This window comes from Burkholderia sp. AU15512 (assembly GCF_002223325.1).
Taxonomy (GTDB): Bacteria; Pseudomonadota; Gammaproteobacteria; order Burkholderiales; family Burkholderiaceae; genus Burkholderia.
Genome location: NZ_NKEX01000008.1, coordinates 802,943 through 819,182, shown reverse-complemented (window position 1 = coordinate 819,182; position 16,240 = coordinate 802,943). Strand labels below are relative to the sequence as shown.

Below are 16,240 nucleotides of genomic sequence, written 5' to 3'. Positions count from 1 at the left end.
GCTCATGGTTGGTTGAAATCGATTCATATCCAGTCGGCCATGGCCCAACGTCACATTCGTTCATCGGAAAAGAAAAGCGAGCCGCATCGAAAGGCATGGAGCAGATGCAGTTTTCATTTCGAAATCTGGGGCGCAAGATCATGACGAGTCAAGAGTTTACATTTGCTATTAAAAGCGTCTGTTTCGATGAGGACTATCAGCCTTCCGACCATACGCGCATCACGACCAATTTCGCGAACCTCGCCAGAGGAAAGAGTCGTCAGGAGAATTTGCGCAATACCTTCAGGATGATTGACAATCGTTTCAATGCGTTGGCACATTGGGACAATCCTAAAGGCGATCGCTATGCCGTCAAGCTTGAAATCATTTCAGTCGAAATGAATATCGGCGGTGAGCGGGGAAGTGCCTCGCTGCCCTTGATCGAAATACTGAAGACGAATATTTTCGATCGAAAAAACAACAAGCACATTGGCGGCATCGCGGGAAATAATTTTTCCTCTTATGTGCGAGATTACGATTTCAGTGTGGTCTTGCTGGAGCACAACAAGAATCAGCCCGGCTTCAGTACGCCGGATAACTTTGGCGACCTGCACGGGAATCTGTTCAAGTCCTTCGTGAAGTCGAGCGCCTACAAGGATAATTTCTCGAAACCACCCGTTATATGCCTGAGCGTTTCGAGTAGCAAGACCTATCATCAGACGGCAAATCGGCATCCCGTGTTGGGTATCGAATACCGGCAGGACGAGTATTCCTTGACTGACGAGTATTTCGGAAAAATGGGGATGAAGGTGCGCTATTTCATGCCGCCGAATAGTGTCGCGCCGCTGGCTTTTTATTTTACCGGTGATTTGCTGGACGATTACACCAATCTGGAGCTCATCGGCACCATCAGCACGATGGATACCTTCCAGAAAATTTACCGGCCCGAAATTTACAACGCGAATTCACCGGCAGGAAAATCCTACCAACCGAGTCTGAAGCATCAGGATTTTTCGCTCACCCGGATTGTTTACGATCGGGAAGAGCGTAGCCGGCTGGCTATCGAACAGGGCAGGTTTGTCGAAGAGCAATTTATCAAGCCATACCAGGCCATTCTTGAGCAGTGGTCTGCGGACTACGCGCTTTGACCAACAAAAACACAAGGCCGTCTACCGTGAAAAAATTTCTACCCACTTCAACCGCCGGCAGTTTGCCTAAACCTTCGTGGCTCGCACAACCCGAGACACTTTGGTCACCGTGGAAATTGCAGGGCGACGGGTTGATCGAGGGCAAACAGGATGCGTTGCGCCTGTCGTTGCAAGAGCAGCAACATGCGGGCATCGATATCGTCAGCGACGGCGAGCAAACGCGCCAGCATTTCGTGACCACGTTCATCGAGCACCTCAGCGGCGTTGATTTCGAGAACCGCAAGACCGTTCGAATTCGCGATCGCTATGACGCCAGCGTGCCGACGGTCGTCGATGCGGTGGCGAGACAGAAGCCGGTTTTCGTTGACGATGCCAAGTTCCTGCGCCGGCAAACCAGCCAGCCCATCAAATGGGCATTGCCGGGGCCGATGACGATGATCGATACGCTGTACGACGATCATTACAAGAGTCGCGAAAAACTGGCCTGGGAGTTCGCAAAGATCCTGAACGAGGAAGCCAGGGAACTGGAGGCTGTCGGCGTCGATATCATTCAATTCGATGAGCCCGCATTCAATGTCTTCTTCGACGAGGTGAATGATTGGGGCGTCGCGACCCTGGAAAGAGCCATCGAAGGTCTCAAGTGTGAAACCGCCGTGCATATTTGCTATGGCTATGGCATCAAGGCCAACACGGACTGGAAGAAGACGCTGGGGTCGGAGTGGCGACAATACGAGGAAGCCTTTCCCAAGCTGCAAAAATCCAGTATCGACATGGTCTCGCTGGAATGTCACAACTCGCGCGTTCCCATGGATCTGATCGAACTCATTCGGGGCAAGAAGGTGATGGTGGGAGCCATCGATGTGGCGACCGATACCATCGAAACCCCCGAGGAAGTCGCCGCTACGTTGCGAAAGGCGCTTCAGTTCGTGGACGCCGACAAGCTCTATCCTTGCACCAACTGCGGCATGGCGCCCTTGTCGCGTGCAGTCGCGCGAGGCAAGCTGAGTGCTTTGAGCGCGGGTGCGGAAATCGTCCGCAAGGAATGCTCGAACTAGTTCCAGGCTGACGTCGGAGGGTGCGATCGGGGAATTGAAGGCCGTGTAGATTTCAGGGAGTGCGTTGAAACGGCTCCCTGAATCTGTTGGAGCGCACCGCCTTGGTATTCCCGAACCGCACCCGGTATTCGGTATCCACCATGTCATTTTCCAGCACGGCCATCGAGCCTTTGAGCTTTCGCGAGGCGCTCGGCCACTATGCATCCGGTATCACGGTGATTGCATCACGCGTCGATGGCGAGCCGGTCGGCTTCACGTGCCGTCTTTCACTCAGCGACCGCCGACGATCTGCTTAAGGTCAACTTCGTTCAGGGTTTCTCATTCCCTTGCCTGGAGCCGACGGCCGCGGCAATGCGGCTTTGCGCAGCGACGAGTTGGTCATCCGTGGTCGCCACCAGCCACAGACGTGCCTGCGCCTCGATTTGGCGGTTGTGATCCTTCAACGGGCCCATCGCGGCAGCGGCCTTCCAGACGACCGGCGCGATTCGGCTTTTCCTGCCTGACGGCGCGCCCACCAGCAGGCAGTAAGGCCCCAGCGGGAGCGATACAAACGGAAGTGCGGGACTGGCACGCACGCGCCAGTCGATGAAGGGCGTGTCGCCGATGAGCAGCGGCGTGGGCAAGCCGTGGAGCACACTGAAGTCGTACAGCGCCAGTTGCTCCCGCATGCCGGCGTAAATACGCCGGATGTCGTCGACAACCGCCGCGCGGATCTCGTCATCGAACATGGGTTCCTGCGCGTATCGGGCAAACGCCTGTCGAGCCTCCCACTGATATGCGCTGAACAGGCCAATTTCTACGCAGTCCTGCACTGCGCGCTGGACATCCGCTACAGAACCGGCTTCCTCCGGCGTACCCAACTGCGCGGCCCGCAAAAACCGGGCAAGTCCAGCCTCATGGATCGCAGGGCCCTCCGCAGATGCATCGTCTTCGGCGCCCTTGCCAAGAGGCACATAGATATATTTCTCGGCCGCGAAATGCGACTTCTTGCCCTCGTCAAACCTGATTTCGCCATCTACGCAGTCGAGATAGCGAGTCCCGATTCGACCATGCTCCCAAACCCAATTTTTCAGGAGCGGACGGAGTGGATGCAGTCTGTCGAGATCGGTCATGGAAGCCTCCTGGTTGCCCAGTATAGTTCCAGGTTGTCGATTATTCGTGGAGGACATGGCGATCAATCGATCCAATATCGCCGTTGGAGCCCGCGCAGCCTCGGCGACTGTTCAACCGGATATCAGTGGCCCCGTGCCTATACGCTGAGCGGCAAGTGCCCGGCGGTTGCAGGCGTTCACGTGTTGGCCGCGGCAGGTCGACTTGACGCTATCTTGCGGACGTTCGGCTGAGGATCTGTATTGAACGTCTGCTGTCAGGTTCAGTGAATAGGCATTTTCGACCCACAAGGGACTCCCGGCTTTCTCGAAACTGGCCATTCGTATCGCGCCTGTCGTAAGCGAGTTCCCGGTCCCGTCCGTAACTAACCGTTACGTTTGGCCATCCGGAGTGCCAGCATGCCCACCGCCCCCCGTCGATCATGTGTATAAGATCGAATGCGGCGATGCACGACTGCACGTGAGCGGCGGCATTCCCGCCGGAACCCTGATCGAGATCGTGCGGAGGCTGTCGCGGTGAACGTGCTGATGTTGCCGACTGCCGTTGGCAAGCCTCGGCGGTTCGACTCATGCATCTGAAGCCGCGACCGATAAACAAACAATCCTCCGCCTTACGTTTACTTGCATGTCACCGTCATTCCAAATGCATCTTGAATTGTCGGAAAACTGTACTAAACTCACTTTTACTTAGAATAATATTCAAGAAAAAATTGGCTAGGGGATCAACATGATGGCGGTACGCATACGGCGCAGTTTCTCGAATTTAACAGTTATCTGCCCATTGCTTTCTGTATTTCTTTGGGGATGTGGAACTACCGTAACTGCCGTTCGACTTGACAAGGTTCAAGACGTTCAGGCCGACATAAAGCGTCAGGTTGGCGTCTATTTGGTTCAAAAAAATAAAGCTCGGATAGCGACGACTGCAGCTGCAGACGGGTACTGGTGTGGGAACGGTTCCGTGGATTTTGATATTTCCAGAGTAAAAGTCACTCTGCTTACGGTCGCAGACACAACCACATCGGGAAACGCAAGCGGGAAAACCAGTCCAATCCTGACAATCAAGCCATCGCTTTCACTAGAAAACGTTTCAACCAGCACGCTTGTCTTTAGTGAGTGGCTTGAGCCAGATGGATACTACTCAAACATATATACCAATCCCTCTCTGAATAAATCGAGCATTGACGATGCTCCTATAGCTCAAGCACTCTTGACACTCAGACAAGGACTGATAGCTGCCGCACAGAGAGATCAAGTCAACGACAGTCAATTACCATGTTTTTCTGCGGTGGATCGATTGGCGAATGCCGGCACTGATCCCGGCGACACTTTCACAATAGACATCAAGTACCTTGTCGACGCAAATGGGCAAGTGTCATTGGGAATTGGCCCGTTCACCGTAGGCGGCGGCGTAGAGTCGAAAATTACAAATCAAAATACGATCCAAGTTAGTTTTGTGCCGAGTGGAGCGCAAAGCATACCCATGGGGAAAAAAATCTCGTTGGACTCTAAACCTGCCGTGCCGCCAAATACTTTTTCGGCAACCCAAGCGAACCGAGTATTGCGTACCGATCCCATCGGGTTCGTCACCTCATCTGAACATATCCGAAATTTGGTGGAGGTGGTGAACGTCGCATCTCCCTCAGCGGCATCGGCTGCTGACTCCGGAATTACTCGGGCAGCGAATGATGCTTCGGCTATTTCGGTTGCGCAGACATCCAATTCCAATATCCCTTCATTCAAATGTCGCGATCCTGATAGTCCAAATTTAATTGTCTGGTGCGATTCAAATGGAAACGTGATCCCCGGAAGCAATCTCAAAAAAGGTGTCATGAGGGTAGCCCCTCCAAACGAGTGAAACGTGAAGCGAGAAATCGGCACGGACGCGATCCAAGTCCCCCCAAATGGTGTGCTTTAGGACCGCCACCCTGCAAACAGATGCCAAGGTGCCACAAAGTCACTTGGTCAGCACCTGACGATTGCCGCTCAATATCAACGCAATCAGGAAATGCACAAGCCCCTTCATTGCTCGACCGGAGTTTCACCCAAACTGGTTCCGTATACGTCAATCAGGACGCAAATGGCTGGATTTTCCAACCTACCATTACGTGTTCTCCAACAGTTTTGTGGCCAACCGAGAGTCTCCCTCTCCGAACCTTGACACGACTGCTGCGCGTCGGCATTGAATGTACGCAACGTCAGGTGCAGGTCAACGGGTGGTGGCTAGCGCGCATCCCCCCAATTGTCGTCGAATCTGCGGTCGGTCTCGAACGTCTCAAGCTGGCCGAATGCCGCCCGACGTGAAGGGCGGCACCCCATGCCAGGCCGCAAGCGCAGCCCGCCGGACAACGGTCCCGAAATCTCGCGAAACTTTCATCGATATTGACCCATGGCAATCGCGTGCTAGCGGTTGTCGGCGAATTTCAGGCTCTCGCCCCTATGGTCGGGTGCCTGAAATTCTCCGCTGCTCACCCGTCGCCCCCACACGTTTGCTCCGCCGCAAGCGCGCCGTAATCGCTGCTCACGGGCTTGCAATGGCGAGTACACTGAAAATGCCCTAGAAACAGGAGAAAGCGATGATCGACGCTGGCCCCCAAAGCACCTTCCGAGGGCTGCCGCTGACCGTGGAGCAGGACGCGGAAGTGAGGCACTACATCAAGGATCGGACGCGGCGTGGGCTGCCGTGGGACACGCCGGAGCTAAGCGCGATGCTCAAGGACATGCTGCATCCCCCGGGCGACGGTGATGGCGATGGCGATCGCGAAGGCGACGGTGATTTTGCCTCCCCGGCAGACGAAGCCAGAGCCGCCGCCGAGCGCGCGACGGCCTCGGTCGACGAAGCGATGGACCCCATCGAGGCGAATGAGGAGTGGCATGCGGCCATGGAGTCGGAGGGCATGAAAGGGCCGAGGCGATAACAGCGGAGCAGCGACGCTCCGAATTCCCGCAGCGCCGCATACGAGGCGTGCGCGCCGGATGCCAGGCGTTTCAGGGAGGGCGCGTAGCGTCGGAGCGTACACACCGGAGCTGCCGACGCGCGCGGCGATCCCCTCCTGAGCACCCCGGCACGCCATCCATGCGGTGCCAGGTCATTCCGGGCACAGCCCATCGCGCCACCCCTATCGCGTGGCGCCAGCGGAACTGCGAGCCGCATCTCGTCGCCGGGCGCCCGGCAGCGGGCGCCTTGTCAGTGCCTGATTACACAGACGGCGACGATTTCGTATCCGGGGTCGGCATGCACGTGTGCCGCCTTTTCCGCTTCCTCATACGAACCAAACGACGTGGCATCCTCAACCGCCGGCGCCATGCCGATATCGCCATCCTCGGCGGTGCAAAGGAACTGCTCGCCGGTCTTCACGACGTAGACGGACAACATGATTCCCTCCATCGTGTGCAGGGGGAATTCCAGTCTAGCAGGCGAGAAAAGGGGCGCAGGTGGTTCGCCGAGTCCTTTTCGCGAGGTCGGCGACAGGACCGAAAAGCCGTGCACAATACCCGCATGCAAAATCCAGACCTCGAACAGCTCGTCACCGTCACCATGCCCTTCGGGAAATACAAAGGCCGGCTGATTGCCGACCTGCCCGGGCCTTACCTCAACTGGCTGGCGCGCGAAGGGTTTCCGCGCGGCGAAATCGGACGGCAGCTCGCGCTGATGCACGAGATCGACCACAACGGCCTGCGGGACTTGCTGGCGCCGTTGCGCAAACGCGTTTAGCGCCCATCGGGGGCGAACGTCCCCGGCCCCCCGGATCGATCGACCGCGAACATCACCGCGCTTCAACCCCACTTGCCACGCGTGCCGAATGCTCGCATGCGACCCCGTCCGCGGCTCGCATGCACCTGGCACGTTGCCGATGCTGACATAGAATATAAAGCAGTCCCTTGGACGCGTTGATGGCAAGAAAAGGGGTGCCAACATGAGACGCCTTTATTTCCTCGTACCCGATACCCAGATGGCGAAGGCCATCGTCGACGATCTATTGCGCGCGCGTATCGTCTGGCGCCATATCCACGTTCTCGCCGACCACAGCGTCACACTCGATCAGTTGCCCGAAGCATCGTTGCTGCAAAGCAGCGACGTCGTGCATGCACTCGAGCGCGGCGTCGCGCTCGGCGGCGCGGCCGGTGCGCTGATCGGCCTCGTCGCGCTCGTCTTTCCGCCGGCGGAGCTCGTGATCGCGGGCGGCGCCGTCGTCGGCTTGACGCTGGCCGGCGCGGGTTTCGGGGCGTGGACCGCCGCGATGATCGGCATCGCCGAGCCGAACGCGCGACTCCAGCGATTTCGCGAGGCGATCCAGGCAGGCCAGATCCTGATCATGGCCGACGTGCCGGCATTGCGAGAGCAGGAAATCGAAGAGATGGTCGCTCAGCATTTTCCGAAGGCGGACCTGGAGGGCGCCGAACCGACGTCACCGATCTTCCCCTGACAGGCGACAGCCAATCGGCTTGCCCGACAACCGCGTCGATTGACGCGGTTCGCCGGGCGCACGGCCGCGGCCGCACGGGGAGCGGGGCGTGCGCTCGTTGCGCAGGCAACCCCTGTCCGCCATGCCGAAGCGCGCAAGAGACGCGGGGCCGACGCGCGTAATGCCTGGGGGAATCGAAGTGCCAACGTCGAACCGTCGGCAAGGAGGCCGTATGGAACTGCACATTCAATCGCACCATTGGGCGCGTCGTACGCCCGACTGGGTCGCCGCTGCCGTGGCCGGTCTCGCGGGCGGCGCGCTGGTGATCGCGCTGGAATTCGTCTGGTCGACGCTGGTGCTCGGCTCGAGCCCGTGGCAACCGACCCACAAGATCGCGGCGATGGTGATGGGCCGCAGCGCGCTCGGCCAGATGACGCAATTCAACCTCGAAATCGTGGCGATGGCGCTGCTGTTGCACTACGTGCTCGGCGCGATCATGGGGATGATGCTCGCCGCGATCATGGCGCCTTTCCGCTTCGATTCGAGCGTGGGCATGGAAGCCGTCATCGGGCTGGCGTTCGGGATCGTTGCGTATGGATGGAACTTCTACGTGATGACGGCCGTGTTCCCGTGGTTCGTCTCCGAGCGCGGTTCAGGGCCCTTGCTGGCCAACCTGTTGTTCGGCGTGGTGGCGGCCATCACCTACGGCAGGCTGGAGCGATTGCGCAAGCAGAACGTGGACGACTGACCCATCGCGTCTCCCGCCGCGCCGCGCTTGAACACGCGGCGCCCACGGGCGACACGGAACCGGGTGCCGGCGGCGCCGGCGAGTGAGATGCAGCGAGGCGGCCTATGGCCCTTGCGATTGCCCTGGTCCTGATCATCCTGTTGGCGGTGGGGTTTCACTTTGCCAGTCCGTGGTGGATCACGCCGATCGCGTCGAACTGGGTGCGCATGGACGACATGCTGACGATCACGCTCGTCATCACCGGCGCATTCTTCATCGCCATCAACCTGTTCATCGTGGTCGCCCTGGTGCGCTATCGCCACCGCAGCGGGCATCGTGCGGCCTACGAACCGCACAACCGGAAACTGGAATGGTGGCTGATCGGCCTGACCATCGTCGGCGTGGCGGCGTTGCTGGCGCCGGGCCTGTTCGTCTACGCGGACTACATCCGGCCGCCGCGCAACGCGCTGCAGATGGAGGTGCTCGGCCAGCAATGGCAATGGCGCTTTCGCTTCGCCGGGCCTGGCGGCAAGCTGGGCACGACCGACATGCGCTACATCAGCAACGACAACCCGTTCGGCCTGAACCCCGCCGACCCGAACGGCCGTGACAACTACCTGATCGACAGTCCCGAGGTGCACCTGCCGCTCAACCGGCCGATCCAGGTCCTGGCCCGGTCGCGCGACGTGCTGCACGACTTCTACGTTCCGCCGTTCCGGGCGCGGATGAACATGGTGCCGGGCATGGTGACCACCTTCTGGTTCACACCGACCCAGGCTGGGCGCTACGACATCCTGTGCGCGCAGCTCTGCGGGATCGGGCATTCCGGCATGCGCGGCGTGGTGGTGGTGGAAGACGAAGCCGCGTTCTCGCGCTGGCTGGCGCAGCAGACCACGTTCGCGCAGCAGCAGATGGCCCACGTGCAGGCCGCACCCGCCGCCGCGGGCGGCAGCGCGCAGGCGCTGGCCAACCTGGGCAAGACGCTCGCGGCGGCCAAGGGCTGCGTCGCCTGCCATACCGTGGACGGCAGCCCGCTCGTGGGCCCGACCTGGAAGGGCCTGTACGGCAAGACCGAAACGATGGCCGACGGCAGCACCGCGAAGGTGGACGAAGCCTATTTGCGCGCGTTCATCCGCAATCCGACGGCTCGCGTCGTGAAGGGCTTCTCGCCGATCATGCCGCACTTCGACCTGAGCGAGCAGGAACTGACCGCGCTGGTGGCCTATATCGAGGCGCAAGGCGGGACGCCCGCCGGCACCGCCGCCCAGCCCTAGCGGAACGGACGAAGCAGACGGAGCAGACGCCATGACCTACGCGCATACCGACCCCATCCCGCATAGCTTCTGGACCCGCTATGTGTGGAGCCAGGACCACAAGGTCATCGCCGTGCAGTACGCGCTGACGGCCATCGCGATTGGCCTGGTCGGCCTCGTCCTGTCGGACCTGATGCGGCTGCAGCTCGGCTTTCCGGGCAAGTTCGCGTTCATCGACGCGAACCACTACTACCAGTTCGTCACCATGCACGGGATGATCATGGTGATCTACCTGCTGACGGCGCTGTTCCTGGGCGGCTTCGGCAACTACCTGATCCCGCTGATGCTCGGCGCGCGCGACATGGTGTTCCCGTTTCTCAACATGCTGAGCTACTGGGTCTACCTGCTGGCCGTGCTGGTGCTGGTGGCGAGCTTCTTCGTGCCGGGCGGGCCGACCGGCGCGGGCTGGACGCTGTATCCGCCGCAGGCGATCCTGCCGGGCACGCCGGGCGTGGAATGGGGCATCGTGCTGATGCTCGTGTCGCTGGCGATCTTCATCGTCGCGGCCACGATGGGTGGCCTGAACTACGTGACCACCACGCTGCAGGCACGCACGCGCGGCATGACGCTGATGCGCATGCCGCTCACGGTGTGGGGCATCTTCATCGCGACCATCATGGCGCTGCTGGCGTTTCCGGCGCTGTTCGTGTCGGCGGTGATGATGCTGTTCGACCGGACGCTCGGCACCAGCTTCTTCATCCCGGCCGTGGTGTCGATGGGGCAGACGCTCAAGCACGCCGGCGGCAGTCCGCTGCTGTTCCAGCACCTGTTCTGGTTCTTCGGGCATCCGGAGGTCTACATCGTCGCGCTGCCGGCCTTCGGCATCGCGTCGGATCTCATCAGCACGCACGCGCGCAAGAGCATCTTCGGCTACCGGATGATGGTGTGGGCCATCGTGATCATCGGCGCGCTGAGCTTCGTGGTCTGGGCGCACCACATGTTCATCGCGGGCATGAATCCGTACTTCGGCTTCTTCTTCGCCACCACGACGCTCATCATCGCCGTCCCGACCGCCCTCAAGGTCTACAACTGGGTGCTGACGCTGTGGCGCGGCGATATCCACCTGACCGTGCCGATGCTGTTCGCGATCGGCTTCATCAGCACCTTCGTGCTGGGCGGGCTGACCGGGCTGTACCTCGGCAACGTGAGCGTGGACATCCCGCTGTCGAACACGTATTTCGTGGTCGCGCACTTCCATATGGTGATGGCCGTGTCGCCGATCCTCGTGGTGTTCGGCGGCCTCTATCACTGGTACCCGAAGGTGACGGGCCGCCTGCTCGACGACACGCTCGGGCGCGCGCACTTCTGGATCACCTTCGTCGGCACCTATGCGATCTATTTCCCGATGCACTATCTCGGCATCCTCGGCATGCCGCGGCGGTATTACGTGTATCAGGGCTACAGCTTCATTCCGCACTCGGCGCAAACGCTCAACACGTTCATCACGATCGTCGCGCTGATCGTCGCGGCGGCACAGCTGCTGTTCCTGTTCAACCTCGCGTGGAGCCTCCGCCACGGCCGGCGTGCGGACGGCAACCCGTGGCGGGCCACCACGCTCGAATGGCAGACGCCGCACACGCCGCCCGTGCACGGCAACTGGGGGCCGACGCTTCCCGTCGTCTACCGCTGGGCATACGAATACAGTCCGCCGGGGCAGGAGGAAGACTTCGTGCCGCAAAACCAGCCGCCGGCGACGGCGCCTCAATCCAAAGCGGCCCATCCGACGCTGCACCCGGGCGAGGCACACGAATGACCACGCTGCCGCGCCCCTTCGTTCCCGATGCGCCACCCGGCTTGCCGAATGCGGGCCGCACCGGCCTGACCGTGTTCATGGCGGTGGCGACGACGTTGTTCTCGCTGCTGCTGTTCGCCTATGCGATGCGCATGCGTGAACCCGACTGGCAGCCGATCCCGCATCCGGCGCTGCTGTGGTGGAACACCGGCGCGCTGGCGCTGGCCAGCATCGCGATGCAGCGCGCCCGGCGGATCGGCCCGTCCCGCACGGTGTGGCTGGCAGCCGGCGGCGTGCTGGCGGCCGTGTTCGTGATCGGGCAGCTGGTTGCGTGGCAGACGCTGTCGGCAGCCGGAGAGACGGTCACCGTCAATCCGTCCAACAGCTTCCTCTACCTGCTCACCGGCCTGCACGGGGTGCATGTGCTGGGCGGGCTGGCGGCGTGGGTCGTGACGATCGCGCAACTCCGGCGCGCAGACCCGTTCCGGGCCCAACGGGCCATCGCGCTGTGCGCGCGCTACTGGCATTTCCTGCTCGCGGTCTGGCTCGTGCTGCTGGCGGCGATGCAGTGGTTGACCCCCGGGATCGTCGCCGCCATCTGCGGGCCGCTATACGGAGCCGCGCCATGAAAGCGCCCACGATCCACACCGAATCCGCTGCCGAATCGTCTGCGGTGCCGACCGCCGACGTGCGGCCCGACGGCTGGCGCGGCATCGTCATGGACTGGTCGTCCGACCGCGAAGCCTTCAGGGTGCCGTGGGGCAAGGCGATGATGTGGATCTTCCTGCTGTCGGACACCTTCGTCTTCAGCAGCTTCCTGATCGGCTACATGACGGTGCGCATGTCGACCACCGCGCCGTGGCCCGATACCGCGAAGGTGTTCGGGCTCAGCGTGGGCGGCGTGGAAGTGCCGTTGCTGCTGATTGCGATCATGACGTTCACGCTGATCAGCAGCAGCGGCACGATGGCGATGGCCGTCAACTTCGGCTACCGGCGCAACGCGCGGCCCGCTGCCGCGCTGTTGCTGGCCACCGCGCTGCTGGGCGCGACCTTCGTGTCGCTGCAGGCGTTCGAATGGAGCAACCTGATCTTCCGTGAAGGCATTCGCCCGTGGGGCAATCCGCTGGGCGCGGCGCAGTTCGGCGCGTGCTTCTTCACGATCACCGGGTTTCACGGCTTTCACGTGACCTGCGGCGTGATCTACCTGCTGCTGATCGCGCGCAAGATCCTGCAGCCGGGATTCACCGAACACGGCAACTTCCAGATCGTCGAGATCGCCGGGCTGTACTGGCACTTCGTCGACCTGGTGTGGGTGTTCATCTTCGCGCTGTTCTATTTGTGGTGAGGTAGCGATGGACCACACCGACCCCGCCGATCGACCCGACGCCGCGCACGGCCAGCAGCATCCGATCGGCCTCTACCTGAAGATCTGGGGCCTGCTGTTCGTGCTGAGCACGTTGTCGTACCTGGTCGACTACTTCAACGTGCAGGGCCTGATGCGCTGGGTGCTGATCGTCGTGCTGATGATCGCGAAGGCCGGGCTGATCGTGTCGATCTTCATGCACATGATGTGGGAGCGGCTGGCGCTCGTGTACGCGATCCTGATCCCGCCACTGACCCTGCTGGTGCTCATGGTGCTGATGGCGGCGGAAGCGCATCACACGTTCGGGATGCGGGAGCTGTTCTTTCGCTGATTCCGGCGTCGATCGTGCGTCGGCGGGATGGGCGGGATGCCTGCGCGATCGACGGGCGCTGTTTCGGAGCGGGCGGCGTTTCGTCATCGGGAAATGGCGCATTCCGGACATCCGTTCACGCGAACCTGAAGGGAGGATCCATGAAATTTTCTCGTCGACGTTTCATTGCAGTCACCACCGTGCTCGCTTCCGCGCTCGCCGTTGGACGCCGCGCGACGGCGGCGGATGCCGGGGCCGGTGTCGTGCAGGAAGCCGATGCCAATGCCCAGGCGCTCGGCTACAAGGCGGATGCCGGACGGGTCGATCATGCGAAGTACCCGAAATTCCAGGCAGGCGAGGCCTGTGCGAATTGTCGGTTCTTCCAGGGCAAGGCCGGCGCCACGACGGGGGCGTGCGCGATTTTCGGCGGCAAGCAGGTGAGTGCGGAAGGCTGGTGCAACAGTTATACGAAGAAGGCGTAGCCAGGCAGGGATGGGCTGGCGGCCGTGCAACTGAAATGCCGTCGCCGCCGGGGTTGTCGCCCGCGCATATCGTCGCCGTCGGCGAGCCCGCAGAACGGCGACGTCCAGATCGGCCACTGGCGCCATGGCAAACGCCGACGCGATGCGCCGGATCGAGCACATACAATGTGAGCGTCCGCCGGCCTGCGCGTCCCCCCGACTTCGGTGACGCGCAGGCCGATCCCACCGCGATCCTCCAAGGCCGATATGGAAATCAAATGGATCGAGGATTTCCTCGCCCTCGCTCAATATCAAAGCTTTTCCCGGGCAGCGGAGTTCCGCAACGTCACGCAGTCGGGTTTCAGCCGTCGCATCCAGTCGCTCGAACAGTGGATCGGGGCCGAACTGATCGACCGCAGCAGCTTTCCGCCGGTGCTGACGCCGGCGGGCCGCCTGTTTCGCGAGACGGCCGAAGATGTGCTCAGCCGCCTGTTCGACACGCGCGCGATCATCCGCACCGAGCAGCGGATCGCCGGCAAGAGCCTGCAGATCGCCGCGGGCCACACGATCGCGCTGAGTTTCCTGCCGGCGTGGCTCAAGGCGCTCGCGCCGCATTTCGGCGAAGTGCGGGCGCGCGTGATTCCGACCAATGTCCACGATTCGATCCTGATGCTCGTCAACGGCAATTGCGAGCTCATGTTTGCGTATCACCACCCGGAACTGCCGCTCCATCTCGATCCGGTGAAATACGAACACCTGACCGTGGGCCTCGACACGCTGATGCCGGCATGCAGGCCCAACCGTCGATCCGCGCCGGCCTTTCGTCTTCCCGGGACGAAGCAGCATCCGCTGCCGCTGATTTCCTATACGGAAACCAGTTACTTCGGGCGGTGCCTCGCGCTGCTGCTCGGCCGCGCACCGGATGCGCCGGCCTTGCAACTGCACTACGAATCCGACATGGCCGAGGTGCTGAAGAAACTCGTGATGGAAGGCGAGGGTGTCGCGTGGCTGCCCCGGAGCGCGATCACGGCGGAACTGGCGGCCGGCGATCTCGTGCCGGCCGGGCCGGCGGCGTGGAACCTCGACGTCGAACTGCGCGTGTATCGCGACGTGTCCAATCGCAGTGAATTCCTGGACACGCTCTGGCAGCACCTGCGCGCGGCGCCTTCGCGGCTCGGCTGAGTCAGGGTTTTCCCGCCTTATGCGGCGCTCGCATACCGCCATGTCGCACCGGCATCACGGTTTTATCGACGATCCCTACCATTCGTTCCAACGGCAGATGTGATGCGTGACCCGCGTCGCGCTGCCTGCATCGCAGCGGCGGCCCGCCTTCCGGCGGCCGGGTGCCACCACGGACGGATGGACATGAAAAATCGCCTTACCTTAAGCATCGCAGTCGGCATGATTCTCGGTGTCGTCGCCGGCTATCTCTGCCACACCCACATCGCGGACCCGGGCACGCTCAAGGAGATTGCCGGCTATTTCTCGATCGTCACCGACATCTTCCTGCGCCTGATCAAGATGATCATCGCGCCGCTGGTGTTCGTGACGCTCGTGTCGGGCCTGGCCGGCATGGACAGTGGCGAGGACGTCGGGCGCATCGGCCTGCGCTCGATCGGGTGGTTCATCTGCGCGTCGCTGATTTCGCTGAGCCTGGGCCTCGTCATGGCCAATGCGCTGCAGCCGGGCGCCGGCCTGAATCTCACGGCAACCGCCGGCGACGTCAATACCGGCTTGAATACGGCCGCGCTGAACGCCCGGGACGTGATCACGCATGCGTTCCCGACCAGCCTGCTCGACGCGATGGCGCGCAACGACATCCTGCAGATCCTGGTGTTCTCGGTCTTTCTCGGCGTCGCGCTGAGTGCGCTCAAACACGACAAGCGCGTCGGCGTCGTGATTCAGTCGATCGACGGGATGGTGCCGGTGATGCTGCGCCTGACGAACTACGTGATGCGCGCGGCGCCGCTCGGCGTATTCGGTGCGATCGCGTCGTCGGTCACGCTGCGCGGGCTCGACGTGATCTACACGTATGGCAAGCTGATCGGCGCGTTCTATCTCGGCTTGCTGGTCCTCTGGACGATCCTGATCGGCGCCGGCTATGCGTTTCTCGGTCGGCGCGTCGTGAGCCTGCTGAAGGCCGTGCGCGAACCCGCGCTGATCGCCTTCTCGACCGCGAGCAGCGAGGCCGCCTATCCGCGCCTGACCGAGCAGCTCGAGCGGTTCGGCGTCGACAAGAAGGTGGTGGGTTTCACGTTGCCGCTGGGTTACGCATTCAACCTCGACGGTTCGATGATGTACCAGGCGTTTGCCGCCATCTTCATCGCCCAGGCGTTCGGCGTGCACATGCCGCTGTCGGAGCAGGTGTTCATGCTGCTGGTGCTGATGTTGAGCAGCAAGGGCATGGCGAGCGTGCCGCGCGGCTCGGTGGTCGTGGTCGCGGCGGTCGCGCCGATGTTCCATCTGCCGGTGGCCGGCGTCGCGATGGTCCTCGCGATCGACCAGATCCTCGACATGGGGCGCACGATGACGAACGTGATCGGCAACAGCGTGGCGACAGCCGTGATCGCGAAGTGGGAGGGCCGGCGAGCCGTGAAGTCGAACGGCGCCGTATTCGACGAGCCGGAGCTGAATGCATGA

General features: G+C 61.7%; 17 protein-coding genes. 15 read left to right on the top strand and 2 right to left on the bottom strand.

What is annotated here, in order from left to right; translation table 11 throughout:
* Nucleotides 1-140 precede the first annotated feature (140 nt).
* Nucleotides 141-1,127: a DUF1852 domain-containing protein gene (locus CFB43_RS35945; protein ID WP_089499070.1), complete on the top strand. Its 987-nt coding sequence runs from the start codon at nt 141-143 to the stop codon at nt 1,125-1,127.
* A gap of 26 nt (nt 1,128-1,153) precedes the next feature.
* On the top strand, nt 1,154-2,182 hold the full coding sequence (locus tag CFB43_RS35940; RefSeq protein WP_089498808.1) for a methionine synthase: 1,029 nt from the start codon (nt 1,154-1,156) through the stop codon (nt 2,180-2,182).
* Between the two features lie 308 nt (nt 2,183-2,490).
* On the opposite strand, the gene CFB43_RS35930 is transcribed toward CFB43_RS35940, so the two are convergent.
* Nucleotides 2,491-3,294 (bottom strand): hypothetical protein, encoded by an 804-nt coding sequence (locus CFB43_RS35930; RefSeq protein WP_089498807.1) that lies wholly within the window; start codon nt 3,292-3,294, stop codon nt 2,491-2,493.
* Between the two features lie 724 nt (nt 3,295-4,018).
* Here CFB43_RS35930 and CFB43_RS38255 point away from each other — a divergent pair.
* Nucleotides 4,019-5,146 carry a hypothetical protein gene (locus CFB43_RS38255; protein WP_144023182.1) on the top strand — a complete coding sequence of 376 codons (1,128 nt, stop codon included), beginning with the start codon at nt 4,019-4,021 and terminating at the stop codon, nt 5,144-5,146.
* 718 nt (nt 5,147-5,864) lie between these two features.
* On the top strand, nt 5,865-6,206 hold the full coding sequence (locus CFB43_RS35925; RefSeq protein ID WP_089498806.1) for a hypothetical protein: 342 nt from the start codon (nt 5,865-5,867) through the stop codon (nt 6,204-6,206).
* Between the two features lie 269 nt (nt 6,207-6,475).
* Here CFB43_RS35925 and CFB43_RS35920 read toward each other — a convergent pair whose 3' ends face one another.
* A complete protein-coding gene (locus tag CFB43_RS35920; protein WP_069250279.1) occupies nt 6,476-6,664 on the bottom strand; it encodes a hypothetical protein in 189 nt (62 codons plus the stop codon).
* 123 nt (nt 6,665-6,787) lie between these two features.
* Between CFB43_RS35920 and CFB43_RS35915 the strand changes: the two genes are divergently transcribed.
* The 11 genes from CFB43_RS35915 (at nt 6,788) to CFB43_RS35865 (ending at nt 16,240) form a co-directional block, all read left to right on the top strand.
* Complete coding sequence (locus tag CFB43_RS35915; protein ID WP_089498805.1) at nt 6,788-7,003, top strand: DUF3820 family protein; 216 nt, start codon at nt 6,788-6,790, stop codon at nt 7,001-7,003.
* Between the two features lie 202 nt (nt 7,004-7,205).
* Nucleotides 7,206-7,715, top strand: a complete 510-nt coding sequence (locus CFB43_RS35910) for a DUF1269 domain-containing protein (protein ID WP_089429798.1) — start codon at nt 7,206-7,208, stop codon at nt 7,713-7,715.
* 211 nt (nt 7,716-7,926) lie between these two features.
* A complete protein-coding gene (locus CFB43_RS35905; protein WP_089444395.1) occupies nt 7,927-8,442 on the top strand; it encodes a hypothetical protein in 516 nt (171 codons plus the stop codon).
* Nucleotides 8,443-8,546: 104 nt separating this feature from the next.
* Nucleotides 8,547-9,695, top strand: a complete 1,149-nt coding sequence (locus tag CFB43_RS35900; protein WP_089498804.1) for a cytochrome c oxidase subunit II — start codon at nt 8,547-8,549, stop codon at nt 9,693-9,695.
* A 31-nt stretch (nt 9,696-9,726) separates the two neighbouring features.
* On the top strand, nt 9,727-11,487 hold the full coding sequence (gene ctaD, locus CFB43_RS35895) for a cytochrome c oxidase subunit I (RefSeq protein ID WP_089498803.1): 1,761 nt from the start codon (nt 9,727-9,729) through the stop codon (nt 11,485-11,487).
* A complete protein-coding gene (locus CFB43_RS35890) occupies nt 11,484-12,095 on the top strand; it encodes a cytochrome c oxidase subunit 3 (protein WP_089498802.1) in 612 nt (203 codons plus the stop codon). Before ctaD ends, CFB43_RS35890 begins: the two co-directional genes overlap by 4 nt.
* Nucleotides 12,092-12,811, top strand: a complete 720-nt coding sequence (locus tag CFB43_RS35885; RefSeq protein ID WP_089498801.1) for a heme-copper oxidase subunit III family protein — start codon at nt 12,092-12,094, stop codon at nt 12,809-12,811. Before CFB43_RS35890 ends, CFB43_RS35885 begins: the two co-directional genes overlap by 4 nt.
* A gap of 7 nt (nt 12,812-12,818) precedes the next feature.
* Nucleotides 12,819-13,160 (top strand): cytochrome C oxidase subunit IV family protein, encoded by a 342-nt coding sequence (locus CFB43_RS35880; RefSeq protein ID WP_089498800.1) that lies wholly within the window; start codon nt 12,819-12,821, stop codon nt 13,158-13,160.
* A 140-nt stretch (nt 13,161-13,300) separates the two neighbouring features.
* A complete protein-coding gene (locus tag CFB43_RS35875) occupies nt 13,301-13,621 on the top strand; it encodes a high-potential iron-sulfur protein (RefSeq protein ID WP_089498799.1) in 321 nt (106 codons plus the stop codon).
* 246 nt (nt 13,622-13,867) lie between these two features.
* Nucleotides 13,868-14,782: a LysR substrate-binding domain-containing protein gene (locus CFB43_RS35870; protein ID WP_089498798.1), complete on the top strand. Its 915-nt coding sequence runs from the start codon at nt 13,868-13,870 to the stop codon at nt 14,780-14,782.
* A 183-nt stretch (nt 14,783-14,965) separates the two neighbouring features.
* A complete protein-coding gene (locus CFB43_RS35865; protein ID WP_089498797.1) occupies nt 14,966-16,240 on the top strand; it encodes a dicarboxylate/amino acid:cation symporter in 1,275 nt (424 codons plus the stop codon).

What these genes read in the sequence shown, in the direction of transcription:
- CFB43_RS35890 (WP_089498802.1), top strand. Translation starts at nt 11,484, where the DNA reads ATGACCACGCTGCCGCGCCCCTTCGTTCCCGATGCGCCACCCGGCTTG.
- CFB43_RS35910 (WP_089429798.1), top strand. Translation starts at nt 7,206, where the DNA reads ATGAGACGCCTTTATTTCCTCGTACCCGATACCCAGATGGCGAAGGCC.
- CFB43_RS35930 (WP_089498807.1), bottom strand. Translation starts at nt 3,294, where the DNA reads ATGACCGATCTCGACAGACTGCATCCACTCCGTCCGCTCCTGAAAAAT.
- CFB43_RS35885 (WP_089498801.1), top strand. Translation starts at nt 12,092, where the DNA reads ATGAAAGCGCCCACGATCCACACCGAATCCGCTGCCGAATCGTCTGCG.
- CFB43_RS35865 (WP_089498797.1), top strand. Translation starts at nt 14,966, where the DNA reads ATGAAAAATCGCCTTACCTTAAGCATCGCAGTCGGCATGATTCTCGGT.
- CFB43_RS35925 (WP_089498806.1), top strand. Translation starts at nt 5,865, where the DNA reads ATGATCGACGCTGGCCCCCAAAGCACCTTCCGAGGGCTGCCGCTGACC.
- CFB43_RS35945 (WP_089499070.1), top strand. Translation starts at nt 141, where the DNA reads ATGACGAGTCAAGAGTTTACATTTGCTATTAAAAGCGTCTGTTTCGAT.
- CFB43_RS35900 (WP_089498804.1), top strand. Translation starts at nt 8,547, where the DNA reads ATGGCCCTTGCGATTGCCCTGGTCCTGATCATCCTGTTGGCGGTGGGG.
- CFB43_RS38255 (WP_144023182.1), top strand. Translation starts at nt 4,019, where the DNA reads ATGATGGCGGTACGCATACGGCGCAGTTTCTCGAATTTAACAGTTATC.
- CFB43_RS35915 (WP_089498805.1), top strand. Translation starts at nt 6,788, where the DNA reads ATGCAAAATCCAGACCTCGAACAGCTCGTCACCGTCACCATGCCCTTC.
- CFB43_RS35920 (WP_069250279.1), bottom strand. Translation starts at nt 6,664, where the DNA reads ATGTTGTCCGTCTACGTCGTGAAGACCGGCGAGCAGTTCCTTTGCACC.
- CFB43_RS35905 (WP_089444395.1), top strand. Translation starts at nt 7,927, where the DNA reads ATGGAACTGCACATTCAATCGCACCATTGGGCGCGTCGTACGCCCGAC.
- CFB43_RS35880 (WP_089498800.1), top strand. Translation starts at nt 12,819, where the DNA reads ATGGACCACACCGACCCCGCCGATCGACCCGACGCCGCGCACGGCCAG.
- ctaD (WP_089498803.1), top strand. Translation starts at nt 9,727, where the DNA reads ATGACCTACGCGCATACCGACCCCATCCCGCATAGCTTCTGGACCCGC.
- CFB43_RS35870 (WP_089498798.1), top strand. Translation starts at nt 13,868, where the DNA reads ATGGAAATCAAATGGATCGAGGATTTCCTCGCCCTCGCTCAATATCAA.
- CFB43_RS35875 (WP_089498799.1), top strand. Translation starts at nt 13,301, where the DNA reads ATGAAATTTTCTCGTCGACGTTTCATTGCAGTCACCACCGTGCTCGCT.